The organism is Flagellimonas aquimarina (assembly GCF_003149745.1).
Taxonomy (GTDB): Bacteria; Bacteroidota; Bacteroidia; order Flavobacteriales; family Flavobacteriaceae; genus Flagellimonas; species Flagellimonas aquimarina.
The window spans coordinates 1,180,618-1,195,377 of the sequence record NZ_QGEG01000001.1 but is presented as its reverse complement, the minus strand read 5'-3'; the positions used below and the strand labels follow the sequence as shown (position 1 = coordinate 1,195,377).

Genomic DNA, 14,760 nt, shown 5'->3' with positions numbered 1-14,760 from the left:
ATAAATTAACTCTTTTAGTTTTGTCAACCTTTCACAATTTCAAAGTTATTAACACGAAACCGTTTTCGTTTGATCTTGCATTATACTTAAATTTCGATTAACATTTTTTTTATATATGTTTAACACTTGAATTAAAATTAACTAAACTTAAAATTAATTATTTATGAAGATTACGCTACTTAAAAGCTTTTTGTTATTGGGGGCATTTGTGTGCTTTGGTATAGCGAAGGCTCAGACAGTGTCTGGTACTGTTTCAGATGCAAACGGTCCCTTACCAGGAGCTAGTGTTGTTGTCAAAGGAACAACCAATGGTACGCAGACTGATTTTGACGGTAACTATACCATAAATGACGTTGCTGCTGATGCAGTTATCGTTTTTAGTTACATTGGTTTCTCTTCGCAAGAGATTGCTGTAAATGGACAGACAACAATCAATGTTGTTTTACAGGAAGATGCCAACGAATTGGATGAAGTTGTTGTAGTAGGTTATGGTACACAAACAAAACGAACTTCTGTTGGTGCTGTTGAAAGTGTAAAGGCCGAAGAATTTAACAAGGGTGTAATTGTAAACCCACAACAATTGATCCAAGGTAAAACGGCTGGTGTACAGATTTCAGCCACCACGGGTGAGCCCGGTGCCGCGGTAAATGTTAGAATTAGGGGTACTGCCTCTGTACGAGCCAATAACAACCCTTTATATGTGGTCGATGGTATTCCATTGAGTGGAGCTAGTACATCTGCTGGAACAGGAGGAGGAACAAACCCTTTTGGTGATGCAGCAGCACTTGATCCATTAAGTTTTTTAAATCCGAATGATATCGCAAGTATTGACATTCTTAAAGATGCTTCGGCAACCGCTATTTATGGTTCTCGTGGAGCTAATGGTGTAGTCCTCATAACTACCAAAGGTGGGCGATCGCAAAAAGGAATTCTTGAATTCTCATCCACATATTCTATAGGATATATTCCAAATCAATTAGATCTGCTGTCTGTAGATCAATTTTTGCAAGCTCAATCAGATTTGGGTGCAACGGGACAGGATTTTGGAGCCAGAAACGATTATCAGGATGAAATTTATAGAACTTCCTTCACTCAAAACTATAATCTTTCTTATGGATCAAGTGGAGAAAATGGTAGTTACAGGATGTCTTTCGGGTATCAGGACCAAGAAGGTGAAGTAGAGGATAGTACTTTTGATAGACTCACTGCGCGTATTAATGCAACTCAACGATTCTTTGATGATAAACTAACATTGTCAACCCAAGCAACTATCTCAAACATAGAGGCCCAAAGACCTCCAATTACAGATAGTCCAAATGCAAGGGGAGATTTGCTTTCTACAGTTTGGGCCTTTAATCCAACACGACCGATTCTAAACACTGACGGATCCTTTAACCAGCCCACTTTTGAGACAAGAAATCCAGTGGCCGTTTTGGAATTATCCAGAAACGCATCCAGTACCTTAAGAGCTTTAATTAATTTAAGTGCAGAGTACAGGTTTTCAGATAACATCAGTTTTAAAACATCGATTGGTCTAGATAAATCTTCTTCTTCTGCTTACTCTGCTATTTCACCACTGTTTAATTCTGCTTCAACCTTGGGTGTAGGTAGAGCCGTTTTAAATGAAATTGATTTGACCAACAGCACATGGGAATCATATTTTAGTTTTAACAAAGAGTTTGGTGATGATATATTGTCTGCCACTATTGGGCATTCATACCAAGAATTCGTTGCTGAGACCATTTTTGTAGAGGCCGCAGCATTCAGAACCAACGATCTTTTCCAAATGGTCAACAATATTGCAGCTGCTCAAACTTTTGCTCTCAACTCATCTTTAACTCGTGATGAATTACAGTCTTTCTTTGCAAGGGGAAATTACTCAATGGACGGCAAATTTAACTTTTCTGGTACCGTAAGAATTGATGGTTCCTCACGTTTTGGTGGCAACAATAAATATGGAACATTTGGTGCAATTGGTGCTGCTTGGACAATGTCAGAAGAAGACTGGTTTCCAGAGTTTTTCGACAGATTTAAACTAAGAGCAGCCTATGGGGTTGTAGGTAACCAAGAAGGAGTTGGGTCAAACCAGTTTACCCAACGTGAACGATTTGGAGAAAACCCTCCTGGTGGTAGTGGTAGACCCAATGCTGGAGGCATTAATAATGGAGGTGTATTTACTCCTGCGTCTGCTGGAATCGTAACCTTTGACAATCCTGATTTGAAATGGGAAGAGACCGAGCAGATTAACATAGGTATCGATTTTGCATTTTTGGATAGTAGAATTACCGGTTCTGTAGAATACTATAACAAAACGACCACTGATTTTCTTTTACAAATCCAGAGTGCCCAACCGGCAGTACAGCCTTTCTTTTTTCAAAACATTGATGGAGATATTAAGAATAACGGGGCTGAACTTAATTTGAACGTGATTCCGGTTGAAACAGAAGATTTCACTTGGGACTTTAATTTCAACATGGGGTACAACGATAATGTTATTGAAAACTATGATGGTCCTCCGATTGATACAGGGCAAATTAATGGTCCAGGTTTAACAGGTGCTTTTGCACAACGTATTGCCAATGGACAACCGCTATTTAGCTTTTTCACAAGGGAATTCCAAGGACTTGATGAAAATGGCGGTAATATCTTTGCAAATGATGGTGCCCAAGTTTTTGTTGGCGAAAGTGCATTGCCGGATATTACAATGGGTATAACTCAGAATTTCAGATATAAGAATTGGGATTTAAGCATCTTCTTCAATGGGCAATTCGGTCAATCTATCTATAGCAACAACCGAAATGCATTCTTTACCATTGGTAACCTTTCTCAAGGTAGAAATGTTACTGCAGATGTACTTCCTTTCATAGGAGTAGAAAATCCGTTTAATCCAGCTGAAGTTTCCACTCGTTTCTTGGAAGACGGATCGTTCCTAAGATTACAAAATGTTACTATAGGGCACAATTTCCCATTATCTGAAAATAGTATCTTTAGTAGTTTAAGAGTTTTTGCCAATGCTCAAAACCTTTTTGTAATTACAGATTATAGCGGACAAGATCCGGAGGTTTCAGTTAACAGGCAACTAAATAATGTACCTTCTTTAGGTATAGACTTGACAGCATTTCCTAGACCAACAACTATTTCATTAGGCTTTAATGCAAGCTTTTAATATAAAAAAAATTCAAAATGATGAGAAAAAAAATGTTTAGTAAAAAACTTGTTCAGTATTTTGGCGTTGCTAGCGCTTTAGTACTTGGACAAGCATGTACAGATCTGGAGCCCAACTTCGGCGACTCAGTATCAATTGAATCGGAAGAAGGGACCTTTGGAGGTGTTTCCAGTCCAACCAACTCTTTGGAAGCACTTTATAATAACATTGAAAACATGGGCGATCAGGCAAATGAATATGCCCTGATGGAAGTAAGTGCAGATGGAATCGCTGTATTGACTCGTGGTGTTGACTGGAGTGATAATGGTATATGGAGAACCCTTCACAATCACACTTGGGACGCCCAACACAACTATGTTTTAAATGCTTGGAACAATAGAAACGCACAAGTTTTAGCTGCTACACAGTTATTGGACCCTGCATCAGCTGCACCGGCTGGTATTGCTGCCGAAGCACGTGTTTTAAGAGCTTTTAATATGTTCTGGATTTTAGATTGGTTTGGTCAAGTACCCTTTAGAGGAGTAAATGATGGAGTCGATGTGTTTCCAGAAGTATTGGATGCATCAGCTGCATTCGCTTTTATCCTTGATGATATTAATACTGCCCTTTCTAGTGGTAATTTATCAAGTCATGGTCCTGATGGTGATATTTTTCAAGCTGGTGAAGCAATGGCAAGAATGCTACGTGCCAAGCTACAGTTGAATGGTGAAGCCTTTACAGGAACCCCAGGAGATATGAATTCAGTAATTGCCGATGTCAACGCTATAGAAGATTTAGGTTTTGAACTGGATCCGGGTACTGGCCCTAACGGTTATTTTGATATTTGGGATTTGTCCGTAGGGAATTCAGAAGTTATTTGGGCATTGGATACCTTTTCAGGAAATAGGGTTTTCAATATGTTGCACCCTAATCAAACTGGCTGGAACGGTTTCGTGACCTTAACGGAGAATTTCCGTTTGTTTGGTACAGAAGATCCAGCAGAAGATGCTAGAATTGGACTCCCAGGTCCTGAAGTAAATGGAGTTTCTGTAGGATACCTTAGAGGTCAGCAACTAACTGGTGATGGTGAACAGTTTTTTGACCGTCAAGGCAACCCCTTGGTTTATGAAAATGAACTTTTACAAAGTTTAGAGGTAAACAATGAAAGAACTGGGCTTAGGGTTACAAAATACCCTCAAAGAGGTGCTAATGGATTGCCAACTCCTTCAAATACCCAAGTCTTTTTTAGGCTTTCAGATGCCGTTTTAATGCGTGCCGAAGCTACCTTGCGTGGAGGAAGTGGTTCACCAAATACCGCTTTGGTTGATATTAACAACATCAGGTTAAGAGCAAATGCAGCCGCATTGGGTTCTGTTTCTTTAGATGATATGTTGGACATTCGTATGAGAGAGCTTAATGCTGAAAATTGGAGGCGTCAGGATCAAGTACGGTTTGGTGCTTTTTCAGGCACTTGGGAGCTCAAGACTGTACAAGATGATTTTAGGAATAAGTATCCTATTCCATCTACAGCAATTGCTACCAACCCAAATTTAGTGCAGAACGAAGGTTACTAGTAGTTTATCAATATATTTAATTTTAAAAGAGGGCATATAAACTGCCCTCTTTTTTTATTCTTTTTTTAGCATTAATAATAGTTAATATCAGCCAACCATTATGAAAATCAACGCTAATTAATTACATTCGAAGCAGTATATATTATATTTAGATTTCTTCTTAACCGTAAACTTTAAACGGTATAATAACAACACTGAAACATTCAAACTTATACTAAATCTGATGCTAAATAGACTTTCCGGTTATTTTCTATTCCTTATCATTTTAACCTCTATTTCCTGTTCAAAAAAGAATACGAAAGAAAATGTTGGTTCCAGCAATTATCTTTTCACAGCTTTGGATAGCACTCAAACAGGAATATCGTTTATCAACACTATTGAAAACGAAGAGGATTTTAATATTTTCCTGTACCGTAATTTTTATAACGGAGGTGGTGTGGCCATAGGAGACATCAATAATGATGGCTTTCCAGATATTTATTTGACCGCCAACCGAAAAAAAAACAAGCTCTTTCTTAATAAAGGTGATTTTACTTTTCAGGATATCACTGATTCCGCGGGAGTTTCTGGCACCAAAGCTTGGTCCACCGGAGTTGTTTTGGTCGATATCAATGCAGATGGTTTACTCGATATTTATGTGTGCAATGCAGGGAATATTAAAGGGGATGATCAAAAGAATGAGCTCTTCATTAATAATGGCGACTTATCCTTTACAGAAAAAGCAGAACACTACAATTTAGCTGATAGTGGGTTTACCACCCATGCTGCATTTTTTGATTATGATAAAGATGGGGACCTTGATGTATACATGCTCAATAACAGCTTTATACCTGTTGCGAGTTTGGGGTATGAAAACAAACGTGATTTACGAGCAGAAGACTGGAACGTGATTGAAGAGATAAAAGGTGGGGGCGATAAACTTTTTAGAAATGACAATGGAATATTCACAAATGTCAGTGAAGAAGCAAATATCTATGGAAGCCTTGTTGGTTTTGGCCTGGGGGTTACCATTGGTGACATAAACAATGACCTTTATCCAGATATATATGTTTCAAACGATTTCTTTGAACATGATTATTTATACATCAATAATCAAGATGGGACTTTTAAAGAGAGCATAAAAGATTGGGCCAACCATCTCAGCCTTTTCTCAATGGGTGCGGATATGGCAGATGTAAACAATGATGGGAAATCAGATATTTTTGTCACGGACATGCTTCCAGAAGGAGATGAGCGCCTCAAAAACACAACCACTTTTGAAACTTTTGATACCCATCAACGTAAGCTTCAAAATGATTACTACTACCAATATATGCAGAATACCCTTCAACTAAACCAAGGAGGGTCCTTTTCAGAAATTGCAAATTACAGTGGGGTTTCTGGAACGGACTGGAGTTGGGGTGCTTTGTTGTTTGATATGGATAATGATGGCTATCGGGACATCTATGTATGTAACGGTATTTATCATGATTTGACCAATCAGGACTTTATTGACTTTTTTGAAGATGTTACAAGGCAACAAACGGCCGTTTATGGAAACAAAGATCAAAAAAATGAAGTAATCAATGCTATGCCATCTACCCCTATTCCAAACTATGCATTTAAAAACAATGGAGATTTGACTTTTTCAAATTCTTCTGAAGACTGGGGACTAAATACACCCAGTTTTTCCAATGGAGCAGCATATGGAGATTTGGATAATGATGGAGATTTGGACATTATTGTGAATAACGTTAATCAAGAGCTTTTTGTTTACAAAAACAACGCGGAAAAGAACTCAAACAATCACCTAAAAGTGACATTGAAAGGAGATGCTCCCAACACCTTTGGCGTTGGAAGTATTGTAGAGCTTTTTACGGGCAATGAAATCCTTAGACAAGAGCTAATTCCCTCAAGAGGTTTTCAGTCTTCCGTTGCTTATGAAATGACAATAGGCCTTGGACAGAACGCACAGATAGATTCTCTAAGGGTAATATGGCCAAATGACATGATGCAGGTTCTTAAGAACGTTAACGCAAATACTACTTTAATCCTAAAACAAATAGATGCCACATCCAAGTTTCGAAATAATCTAGAAAACAAACAGCCCTTTTTAAATGAAATAGGCACACAAATTACATCTCATATAGAGGACAAGCATATAGATTTTGATTATGAAGGCTTAATCTCAAAAATGCTCTCGCAAGAAGGCCCAACGATTGCTATAGCTGATATTAATAATGATGGAAATGAAGACGTGTTTATTGGAGGTGCAAAAGGAAATCCAGCAAAAATCTATTTACATTCCGGCAATGGAGTACTTAAACCGGCTTATGTACAAGATGTGTTTAGAGCCGACCGCCTTTTTGAAGATACTGCCTCTGCATTCTTGGATATTGAAGGGGATGGCGATATGGATTTGGTTGTTGGTTCTGGGGGCAATATCCCAAGTGATGCCAAAAATTATATGAATAGGATTTATATAAACGACGGAAAAGGAAATTTCTCAAAAGGGCCAAATAATTTGAAAAGCCTTAATACCAACATCTCGGTAATAGCACCATATGATTTTGATTCAGACGGTGACCAGGACCTATTTATTGGGAGTAGAAGTGTTCCCGGTATTTATGGGGTAAACCCTGAACATTTGCTGTTACAAAATGATGGCGACGGAAACTTTTCTGATGTAACAGAAAGTAAGGCTTTTCATTTAAAAAATGTTGGAATGCTTACAGATGCTGAATGGGCAGACATTGATGGAGATTCAAAAAAAGACCTTATTCTAACCACTGATTGGGGGTCGCCCAAAATTTTCAAGAACAATGGAAGAAGACTTAGTCCTTTAGCCAATTCATTGGACAGTTTACTTGGCTGGTGGAATACAGTTTATCCTAAAGACTTGGATAATGATGGAGATATTGATTTGATACTTGGTAACCAAGGAAGTAATTCGGTGTATAGTGGTACAAACGAAGCTCCGTCCAAAATATTCATCAACGATTTTGATAACAACGGAACTATTGAACAAATAGTGACAAGAAGTGTTGAAAATAGAGATGTTCCTATTTCTATGAAACGAGAACTCACCAACCAACTCGTTTCCCTAAAGAAACAAAATCTCAAATTTTCAGATTATGCCACAAAGAGCATTGATGAGCTTCTTGATCCTGATATTCTAAAAAGTTCTATTTTAAAAGAGGTGAATACCACAGAAAGTATAATAGCCTTGAATGATGGAAATGGAAATTTTAAGATAAAACGCTTGCCAAAAGAGACCCAATTTTCATGTGTATGCGACATCAATTGCACAGATGTTAATAACGATGGTAGAGTTGATATTATATTAGGAGGTAACAATTATGATTTTAAACCACAATACAGTAGACTCGACGCTAGCTACGGTAGCGTCTTGCTTTCAGAAGAAAATGGTGATTTCAAATGGTTACCATATAATGAATCTGGGTTTTATGTAAAAGGTGAAATCAAGCATCTTCTTCCTTTTAAGGACGCTAAAGGTAAAGAGTTTCTTTTTGTAGGCATCAATAATGACAAACCGAAAATTTATAGCTACAATAGGTAGTTTGAAGTATATAAATAAAATGTAAACGTTTTCATTTTTATTTGTAGTTTTGCGTTCGTTCAGAATGCTTTCAAAAACAGTCACATACATATTAGTTGCCCTAGTGCTGGTGGGAACCCTTTTAGGGTTTATATCCCCTGCTTTGGCTTTGGCCGTTGGTATGATCTGTGGAATCTTCAAAATTGCTGACCAAGATATTGTTCAAAACAGCAAGAAGTTTCAAAAAACCTTGTTGCAATTATCTGTTGTAGGTTTAGGTTTTGGTATTCATATGAAACAGGCCATCGAAGTAGGTTCCAATAGCTTTTTCATTACTCTTATAACCATTGTCTGTACTTTTATAATTGCATTTGCAGTAGGAAAAATTCTCAAATCAGAGAGAATTACGACCATATTAGTAGCCTCAGGTACCGCAATTTGCGGAGGTAGTGCAATTGCTGCCGTTAGTCCAAGCCTAAAGGCGGATTCGTCCCAAACCTCAATTTCACTAGCCATAGTATTTTTACTTAACGCAATAGCGTTGTTTATTTTTCCCTATATAGGTCATTATTTTGAACTAAGCCAAGTGCAATTTGGAACTTGGAGCGCCATTGCAATTCACGATACAAGTTCAGTTGTGGGTGCTGCTGAAGTGTACGGAGAAATGGCGTTAAATGTCGCCACCACTACAAAACTAGTAAGAACTTTATGGATAATACCTTTGGTTTTGATTATCTCCTTTGGTTCAAATTCTAAAGAGAAGTTTACCTTTCCATGGTTTATTTTTGGTTTTATCGGGGCTATGCTCATCAATTCATACATCCCATCAGCGGAACTTTTCAGTGAGCACATTGTTTGGGTTGCTAGAAAAGCACTGATTTTTACACTTTTCCTAATTGGTCTGCAAATTAATATTGCACAACTTAAAAAACTTGGTTTCAATATTTTAATTGTTGGTATTTTTACTTGGATAGTTTTGGGTGTTGTATCCTTACTTTATGTTTTAAATTACATCTAATCTTTTTGATCATTCTATCAAAAAGATGATGAACAATCTTAATGGTTGATTTATATGGCCGGAATAAAAGAAATCGCCAAAATTACAGGACTATCATTAGCTACTGTTTCACGAGTTTTCAATGAAAGTCATCTGGTATCCCCAAAAACAAGGGAAAAAGTACTTAGAGCTGCCGAAGAATTGGATTACCAACCCAATATCATGGCAGCCGCACTGCGTAGTGGAAAAAGCAAAATCCTCGGTGTTATTGTGCCAGAGGTGAACAACTTCTTTTTCAGTGGAATTATTAATGGCATAGAGAAAATTGTCAGTGACTCTGGGTACAATATCATTATTTCGCAATCCCATGAATCACAAGAAAAAGAAAATGAAGCTTTAAATTCTTTTTTAAAGCTAAAAGTTGAAGGTATACTAATTTCCATTTCTAAGGAAACAACAGACTTTTCTCTTGTTCAAAAAATATTGGATAGCAAAGTACCGGTAATCTTTTTTGATAGAGTTCCTAACCTGGAGCACATAAACTCTGTAACCTTAGATGATCATAGGGGCGCAATTTTAGCAACGGAGCACTTGATTGATCAAGGTTGCCGAAACCTTGTTCATATTGCAGGCGACCCTAAAGTTTCAATTTTTGACAAAAGGCGAAAAGGGTTTATTGATGCTATTTTAAAAAGCAGGCATAAAAACATTAAATATTCCATTATTGAGCTAAATGCAGATGTACAAAATGATATAGGCATACTTCAAAAAACATTTGATGCCAATTCAAACATCGATGGGGTTTTTGCATTTGGTGATGAAATTGGACTGCATGCTCTAAATCTTCTTAAAACATTAGACGTATCTGTTCCAGAGCAGGTTAAGCTTATTGCTTTTGGCAATGCTGATTTCACCAATTTAACCGAGCCAAAAATTAGTACAATAGATCAGGAATGCTCGCAAATGGGAGAATTGGCCGCCAATTTGGCAATTAAAAATCTACAGGATAAAAATATTAACCCTCAAACCAAGGTACTATTGCCAAGATTAATAGTACGTGATTCTACCAGCTAGTTAAAATTCCAAAATCTGACGGACCTGTTTCTGAATAGTTTCCTCGGTATCTTGGTTGAGCGAGTTATCTTCAGCATTCAATAACTTAAAAATAGAGGAAATAGGGTTTTTATTTGGATGAACATGAATTCCCAAATGGTTCAATACTTCTGCCAAATGATCCATTCCTCTTAAATTACCAGCTCTTCCTGACGCTATTCCCGTAATACAAGCTTTTTTATCTGCAAAGCTCGACTTGTATTCCCTAACGGACATTGCATCCAAAAGCAACTTTACAATACCTGGGTAACTACCATTATATTCTGGAATAAAAAACCAAAATTTAGTGGATGGTATGAAATAAGTATCCTGAATGTGCTGAATCAATTTGGGCTGATCAGAATCTTTGTACATGTTTTCATAAACAACATTTCCTTCAAGTTCTGACAAATCCAAAAATCTTACTTGGCCCTCTGCTTCTAACCGAAGTTTTTCAAAAGCGTATTTCGCAAAGTGCAAGGTTTTGTTGTTTTTTCTATTGGATCCTGAGATAATTGTAATCATTTATATGACAAAAGAAATTAAACTTAATATTTATGGGGTAAAATTATGAATTTTTATAATGTAAACGTTTACATTTATCATTAATTTATTTAAATTTGGCCATTAACAGCTATCATTAAATGTACATGAAACTGACAAAAGACAGTATTTCGCCATATATAATCGGCACAATGCGACTGGGGTCATGGGGAAGTAATCTTTCCACATCCGAATATGAACACTTCATTGAAGGGTGCTTGGATTTAGGCCTTGTTGATTTTGACCACGCGGACATTTATGGACATTACACCACTGAAGAAGATTTTGGCAGTGTACTAAAATCCAGAAAAGATCTAAGGAAAAAAATGCGGATTACCACCAAGTGTGGAATAAAGTTGATTTCTGGGAATCGACCTGAGCATAAAATAAAGTCATATGATTTAACTGCAAGTCATATAGAAGCATCCGTAGAGAAATCATTGACCAGTTTACAAACGGATTATATAGATGTAATGCTGATGCATAGACCAGATTACCTCTTTGACCCTCATGAAATAGCTGAGGTATTTTCAAAATTGAAAAAGGAGGGTAAAGTATTGGCATTTGGTGTTTCAAATTTTTCACCTTCGCAATTTGAATTGCTAAACTCATTGACTCCATTAGTTACCAATCAAGTTGAAATTTCACTTTTACAACGAAACGCTTTTGAAGATGGCACTTTGGATCAGTGTCAAAAACTTAAGGTAATCCCATCTGCTTGGTCTCCATTGGGTGGGGGGGTGCTTTTTAAAGATAGTAAGGACAGTAAAATCAAGAACATTCAAAAAATCTTAGCTGTATTAGCGAAAAAATATAACGCAGCAACAGATCAGATTCTTTATGCTTGGCTTAGAAAGCATCCTGCAGGTATAGTTCCGGTATTGGGAACTTCAAAACTTGAACGTATCCAGGCAGCACATAAAGCATTGGATATATCATTGACTCATGAAGAATGGTATATGCTCTGGGAATCCGCCTTAGGAAGAGAAATAGATTAAACAAAATATAAAGAAAGAGAAATGGAAAATTCCAAAATAGAAATTAGGTCTCCACATTTAGAAGGAGCAGAAGTATCATGGTTTGCTCCAATTTGCAACGGTGATGATCGCTATTTGGGCGAGCGTAGCATGGACCACAAAAGTACATTTGAAAATACATCTGAAATATTATTGACTGCGGACAAAAACGGGTTCAGAAATATTTTATGTCCCTCTTCATATCAGGTTGGGCAGGATACTCTGCCTTTTGTTGCAGCTGTTGGCCCTATGACAAAGCAAATCAATTTATTGGCTGCTGTGCGTTGTGGGGAAATTCACCCTCCAATGTTGGGAAGAACGTTGGCGACTATCGACCATATTCTTAAAGGTCGATTTGTTATCAATATTATCTCTTCTCCTCTTCCTGGCGAAGAAATGTCTTCTGAAGACCGTTATCAAAGATCAAGAGAAGTTATAGAGATCCTTAAACAAGGGTGGACACAAGACGAGATTGACCACAAAGGTCAATTCTATAACATGAAACTATCATCTGATCCTGTTAAACCTTATCAAAATGGTGGGCCTTTACTTTATTTTGGCGGGTATTCCCCAGCAGCGGTAGACCTATGTGCCGAGCATTGCGACGTTTATCTAATGTGGCCAGAAACCGAAGGGAATCTAAGAAAATTAATGAAAAACATGAGCGCCAAAGCTGCCAGTTATGGTAGAAAAGTAGATTTTGGACTTAGGGTTCATGTAGTTGTTCGAGAAACCGAGGAAGAAGCAAGGGAATACGCGGACAGTATTGTTTCAAAATTAGGCGTAGAACAAGGAAAAGAAATGCGAGAAAGAGCTCTGGATGCAAAATCGTATGGTGTTAGTAGACAGGCAGAAATGCGCGAAATTGCTGAAGATGATGGTTATGTAGAACCAAATATGTGGACAGGAATAGGTAGAGGGCGTTCTGGATGCGGGGCTGCACTTGTTGGAAATCCTGATCAAATTGTAGCAAAACTCAATCGTTACATGGATATGGGGATTAGGGCATTTATCTTCTCGGGATATCCACATAAGGAAGAATGTGAGCGATTTGCCAAATTGGTCTTGCCACGTTTAAAGACATTTTCCATGCCGGTGGCACAAGGAAAAGTATCAGAAGAAGAACCAATGAGTCCTTTAGGCGCCGGAGTGCGTATTTAACAGGCTCTAAGTGCTGATTTTAGAAACAAAATAGTATATTACATAATTAAGAACTATTCCATAACCAACCACTAATACCAAACCAATTATGTTAGATTACAACTTGGATTCTTGTGCTATGGGATTAACTTACCTAATTACATAGTCTATGATCGATTTACTAATTGTCAGTGCTTATTTTATTATTGTATTCGTTACGGCGATTACAGGAAGAACTTCAAAAGAAGCTACTACAGAGGAATACTTTCTAAGCGGAAGAAATCTGCGTTGGCCTTCAATTGCGTTCTCAACTATTGCCACCAATGTCCAAGGGTATCAATTCCTTGGTTTTATGGGTTCTGCCTATTTGTATGGGTTAGCACAAGCAAATTTTGAAATCAATGCAATACAAGGGCTGTTATTGGCAGCTTTCATCTTTGTTCCCATGTATTTAAGGGAAAAGATCATAACAATAACCCAATTTATTAAAACAAGACTGGGCAGCACAGTTGCCTTGTTGTATTCAGCTTCCAATATTCTTTTGTTCTCCACTATTACATTGGGTGCTGCATTGTTCTGGGGGGCTTACTCGGTAGATTTGGTCTTTGGAGATTTCCTATCTTTTATACATCAAGATAGATTAATGAGAATAGCAATACTGATTGTTTTCTTAGGGCTTTTCTCTGCAACCTATACTTACTTTGGAGGATTGGCGGCTGTAGTTAGAACAGATGTTATTCAATTTGCAATTCTTTTGACAGGTGGTGTGGTAGTATTGTTCATTGCAATACATCATCTTGGAGGCTGGTCCGAATTATACACTAAGACAGGTGACTTGATGCATTTGCACTTACCGGCAGATCATGATACGCTACCATGGACACATATATTTGGAGCTTTCCTATTAAATATCAATTATTGGTGTGCAAACCAATCCGTTGTTCAGCGCTCATTGGCTGCTAAAAGTTTAAAAGATGTTCAGATTGGATTAATGGTTGGAGGGCTTATGAAGTATTTTATGGCGGCCATTATTATTCTACCAGGAATTGCCTTGGTTGGTATTTTAGGGGAAAATGGATTGCCAGAACCAGACGCTGCTTTTCCATATTTGGTGAACACTTACCTTCCAGTAGGAGTTAAAGGTCTTATTTTGTGCGCCTTGTTTGCCTCATTGATGAGTACTGTGGATTCTACATTCAACTCTTTGGCAACCTTATGGTCCATAGATATTTACAAAGTATATGTGAATAAAAAAGCATCTGACCAACAGGTGGTTAGATCTGGAAAAAATGCCATATTAATAGCTTTTATTTCTGGTTCTATTATCGGTGTCGTACTGTTATATTTAAAATTTCAAGATCCAGGCGCTGCGTTTACACATACACTTAATCAATTAAGGTATTTTATTAATTGTGGTATTGTGGTCTTAATTAGTGCCGCTGCGTTCCTTGCCTTTCCTAAGCACAGGGTTGCGCTGTTTGGTTTTGCTGCCACGGTTCCTTTGCAGTTCTTCTTTTTAGAATATTTCCCGGACATGAACTATTTTGTTAGAGCCATGTGGGTTATTTTAATTGGATTTGCAATTGTTTGGCTAGGGTCTAGAACTGGATTTATTAAAGATAAATTAAAGCCTGAACCAGCTTCGCCCATGCTAGCCAAAGCTGGTATTGGAATGGCTTTATCATTAATTGCATTACATATCATATTTCACTAAA

General features: G+C 37.5%; 9 protein-coding genes. 8 read left to right on the top strand and 1 reads right to left on the bottom strand.

Annotation, left to right across the window (positions count from 1 at the left end; all coding sequences use genetic code 11):
• The first annotated feature begins 163 nt into the window (after positions 1-163).
• From DKG77_RS05460 to DKG77_RS05440, 5 genes are all read left to right on the top strand, one after another.
• Positions 164-3,166 carry a SusC/RagA family TonB-linked outer membrane protein gene (locus DKG77_RS05460; protein ID WP_109660941.1) on the top strand — a complete coding sequence of 1,001 codons (3,003 nt, stop codon included), beginning with the start codon at positions 164-166 and terminating at the stop codon, positions 3,164-3,166.
• Positions 3,167-3,183: 17 nt separating this feature from the next.
• Positions 3,184-4,719, top strand: a complete 1,536-nt coding sequence (locus tag DKG77_RS05455; protein ID WP_109660939.1) for a RagB/SusD family nutrient uptake outer membrane protein — start codon at positions 3,184-3,186, stop codon at positions 4,717-4,719.
• 223 nt (positions 4,720-4,942) lie between these two features.
• Complete coding sequence (locus tag DKG77_RS05450; protein WP_109660937.1) at positions 4,943-8,278, top strand: VCBS repeat-containing protein; 3,336 nt, start codon at positions 4,943-4,945, stop codon at positions 8,276-8,278.
• Positions 8,279-8,342: 64 nt separating this feature from the next.
• A complete protein-coding gene (locus DKG77_RS05445; protein ID WP_109660935.1) occupies positions 8,343-9,275 on the top strand; it encodes a YeiH family protein in 933 nt (310 codons plus the stop codon).
• Positions 9,276-9,329: 54 nt separating this feature from the next.
• Positions 9,330-10,328: a LacI family DNA-binding transcriptional regulator gene (locus DKG77_RS05440; protein ID WP_109660933.1), complete on the top strand. Its 999-nt coding sequence runs from the start codon at positions 9,330-9,332 to the stop codon at positions 10,326-10,328.
• Here the strand turns inward: DKG77_RS05440 and DKG77_RS05435 are convergent, their stop codons facing one another.
• Positions 10,329-10,871, bottom strand: coding sequence for an NADPH-dependent FMN reductase (locus DKG77_RS05435; RefSeq protein WP_109660932.1), 543 nt, complete (start codon positions 10,869-10,871; stop codon positions 10,329-10,331). It abuts the gene before it with no gap.
• 125 nt (positions 10,872-10,996) lie between these two features.
• Here DKG77_RS05435 and DKG77_RS05430 point away from each other — a divergent pair, with 125 nt between their 5' ends.
• The 3 genes from DKG77_RS05430 to DKG77_RS05420 all read left to right on the top strand — a co-directional run bounded on the left by DKG77_RS05430 (position 10,997) and on the right by DKG77_RS05420 (position 14,759).
• The gene (locus DKG77_RS05430) at positions 10,997-11,887 is read left to right on the top strand and encodes an aldo/keto reductase (RefSeq protein ID WP_109660930.1); all 891 of its coding nucleotides are present in this window, start codon (positions 10,997-10,999) and stop codon (positions 11,885-11,887) included.
• A 21-nt stretch (positions 11,888-11,908) separates the two neighbouring features.
• A complete protein-coding gene (locus tag DKG77_RS05425) occupies positions 11,909-13,066 on the top strand; it encodes an LLM class flavin-dependent oxidoreductase (protein WP_109660928.1) in 1,158 nt (385 codons plus the stop codon).
• Between the two features lie 148 nt (positions 13,067-13,214).
• Complete coding sequence (locus DKG77_RS05420) at positions 13,215-14,759, top strand: SLC5 family protein (protein WP_109660927.1); 1,545 nt, start codon at positions 13,215-13,217, stop codon at positions 14,757-14,759.
• Position 14,760: the final 1 nt, after the last annotated feature.

What these genes read in the sequence shown, in the direction of transcription:
- DKG77_RS05420 (WP_109660927.1), top strand. Translation starts at nt 13,215, where the DNA reads ATGATCGATTTACTAATTGTCAGTGCTTATTTTATTATTGTATTCGTT.
- DKG77_RS05430 (WP_109660930.1), top strand. Translation starts at nt 10,997, where the DNA reads ATGAAACTGACAAAAGACAGTATTTCGCCATATATAATCGGCACAATG.
- DKG77_RS05445 (WP_109660935.1), top strand. Translation starts at nt 8,343, where the DNA reads ATGCTTTCAAAAACAGTCACATACATATTAGTTGCCCTAGTGCTGGTG.
- DKG77_RS05450 (WP_109660937.1), top strand. Translation starts at nt 4,943, where the DNA reads ATGCTAAATAGACTTTCCGGTTATTTTCTATTCCTTATCATTTTAACC.
- DKG77_RS05460 (WP_109660941.1), top strand. Translation starts at nt 164, where the DNA reads ATGAAGATTACGCTACTTAAAAGCTTTTTGTTATTGGGGGCATTTGTG.
- DKG77_RS05440 (WP_109660933.1), top strand. Translation starts at nt 9,330, where the DNA reads ATGGCCGGAATAAAAGAAATCGCCAAAATTACAGGACTATCATTAGCT.
- DKG77_RS05435 (WP_109660932.1), bottom strand. Translation starts at nt 10,871, where the DNA reads ATGATTACAATTATCTCAGGATCCAATAGAAAAAACAACAAAACCTTG.
- DKG77_RS05455 (WP_109660939.1), top strand. Translation starts at nt 3,184, where the DNA reads ATGATGAGAAAAAAAATGTTTAGTAAAAAACTTGTTCAGTATTTTGGC.
- DKG77_RS05425 (WP_109660928.1), top strand. Translation starts at nt 11,909, where the DNA reads ATGGAAAATTCCAAAATAGAAATTAGGTCTCCACATTTAGAAGGAGCA.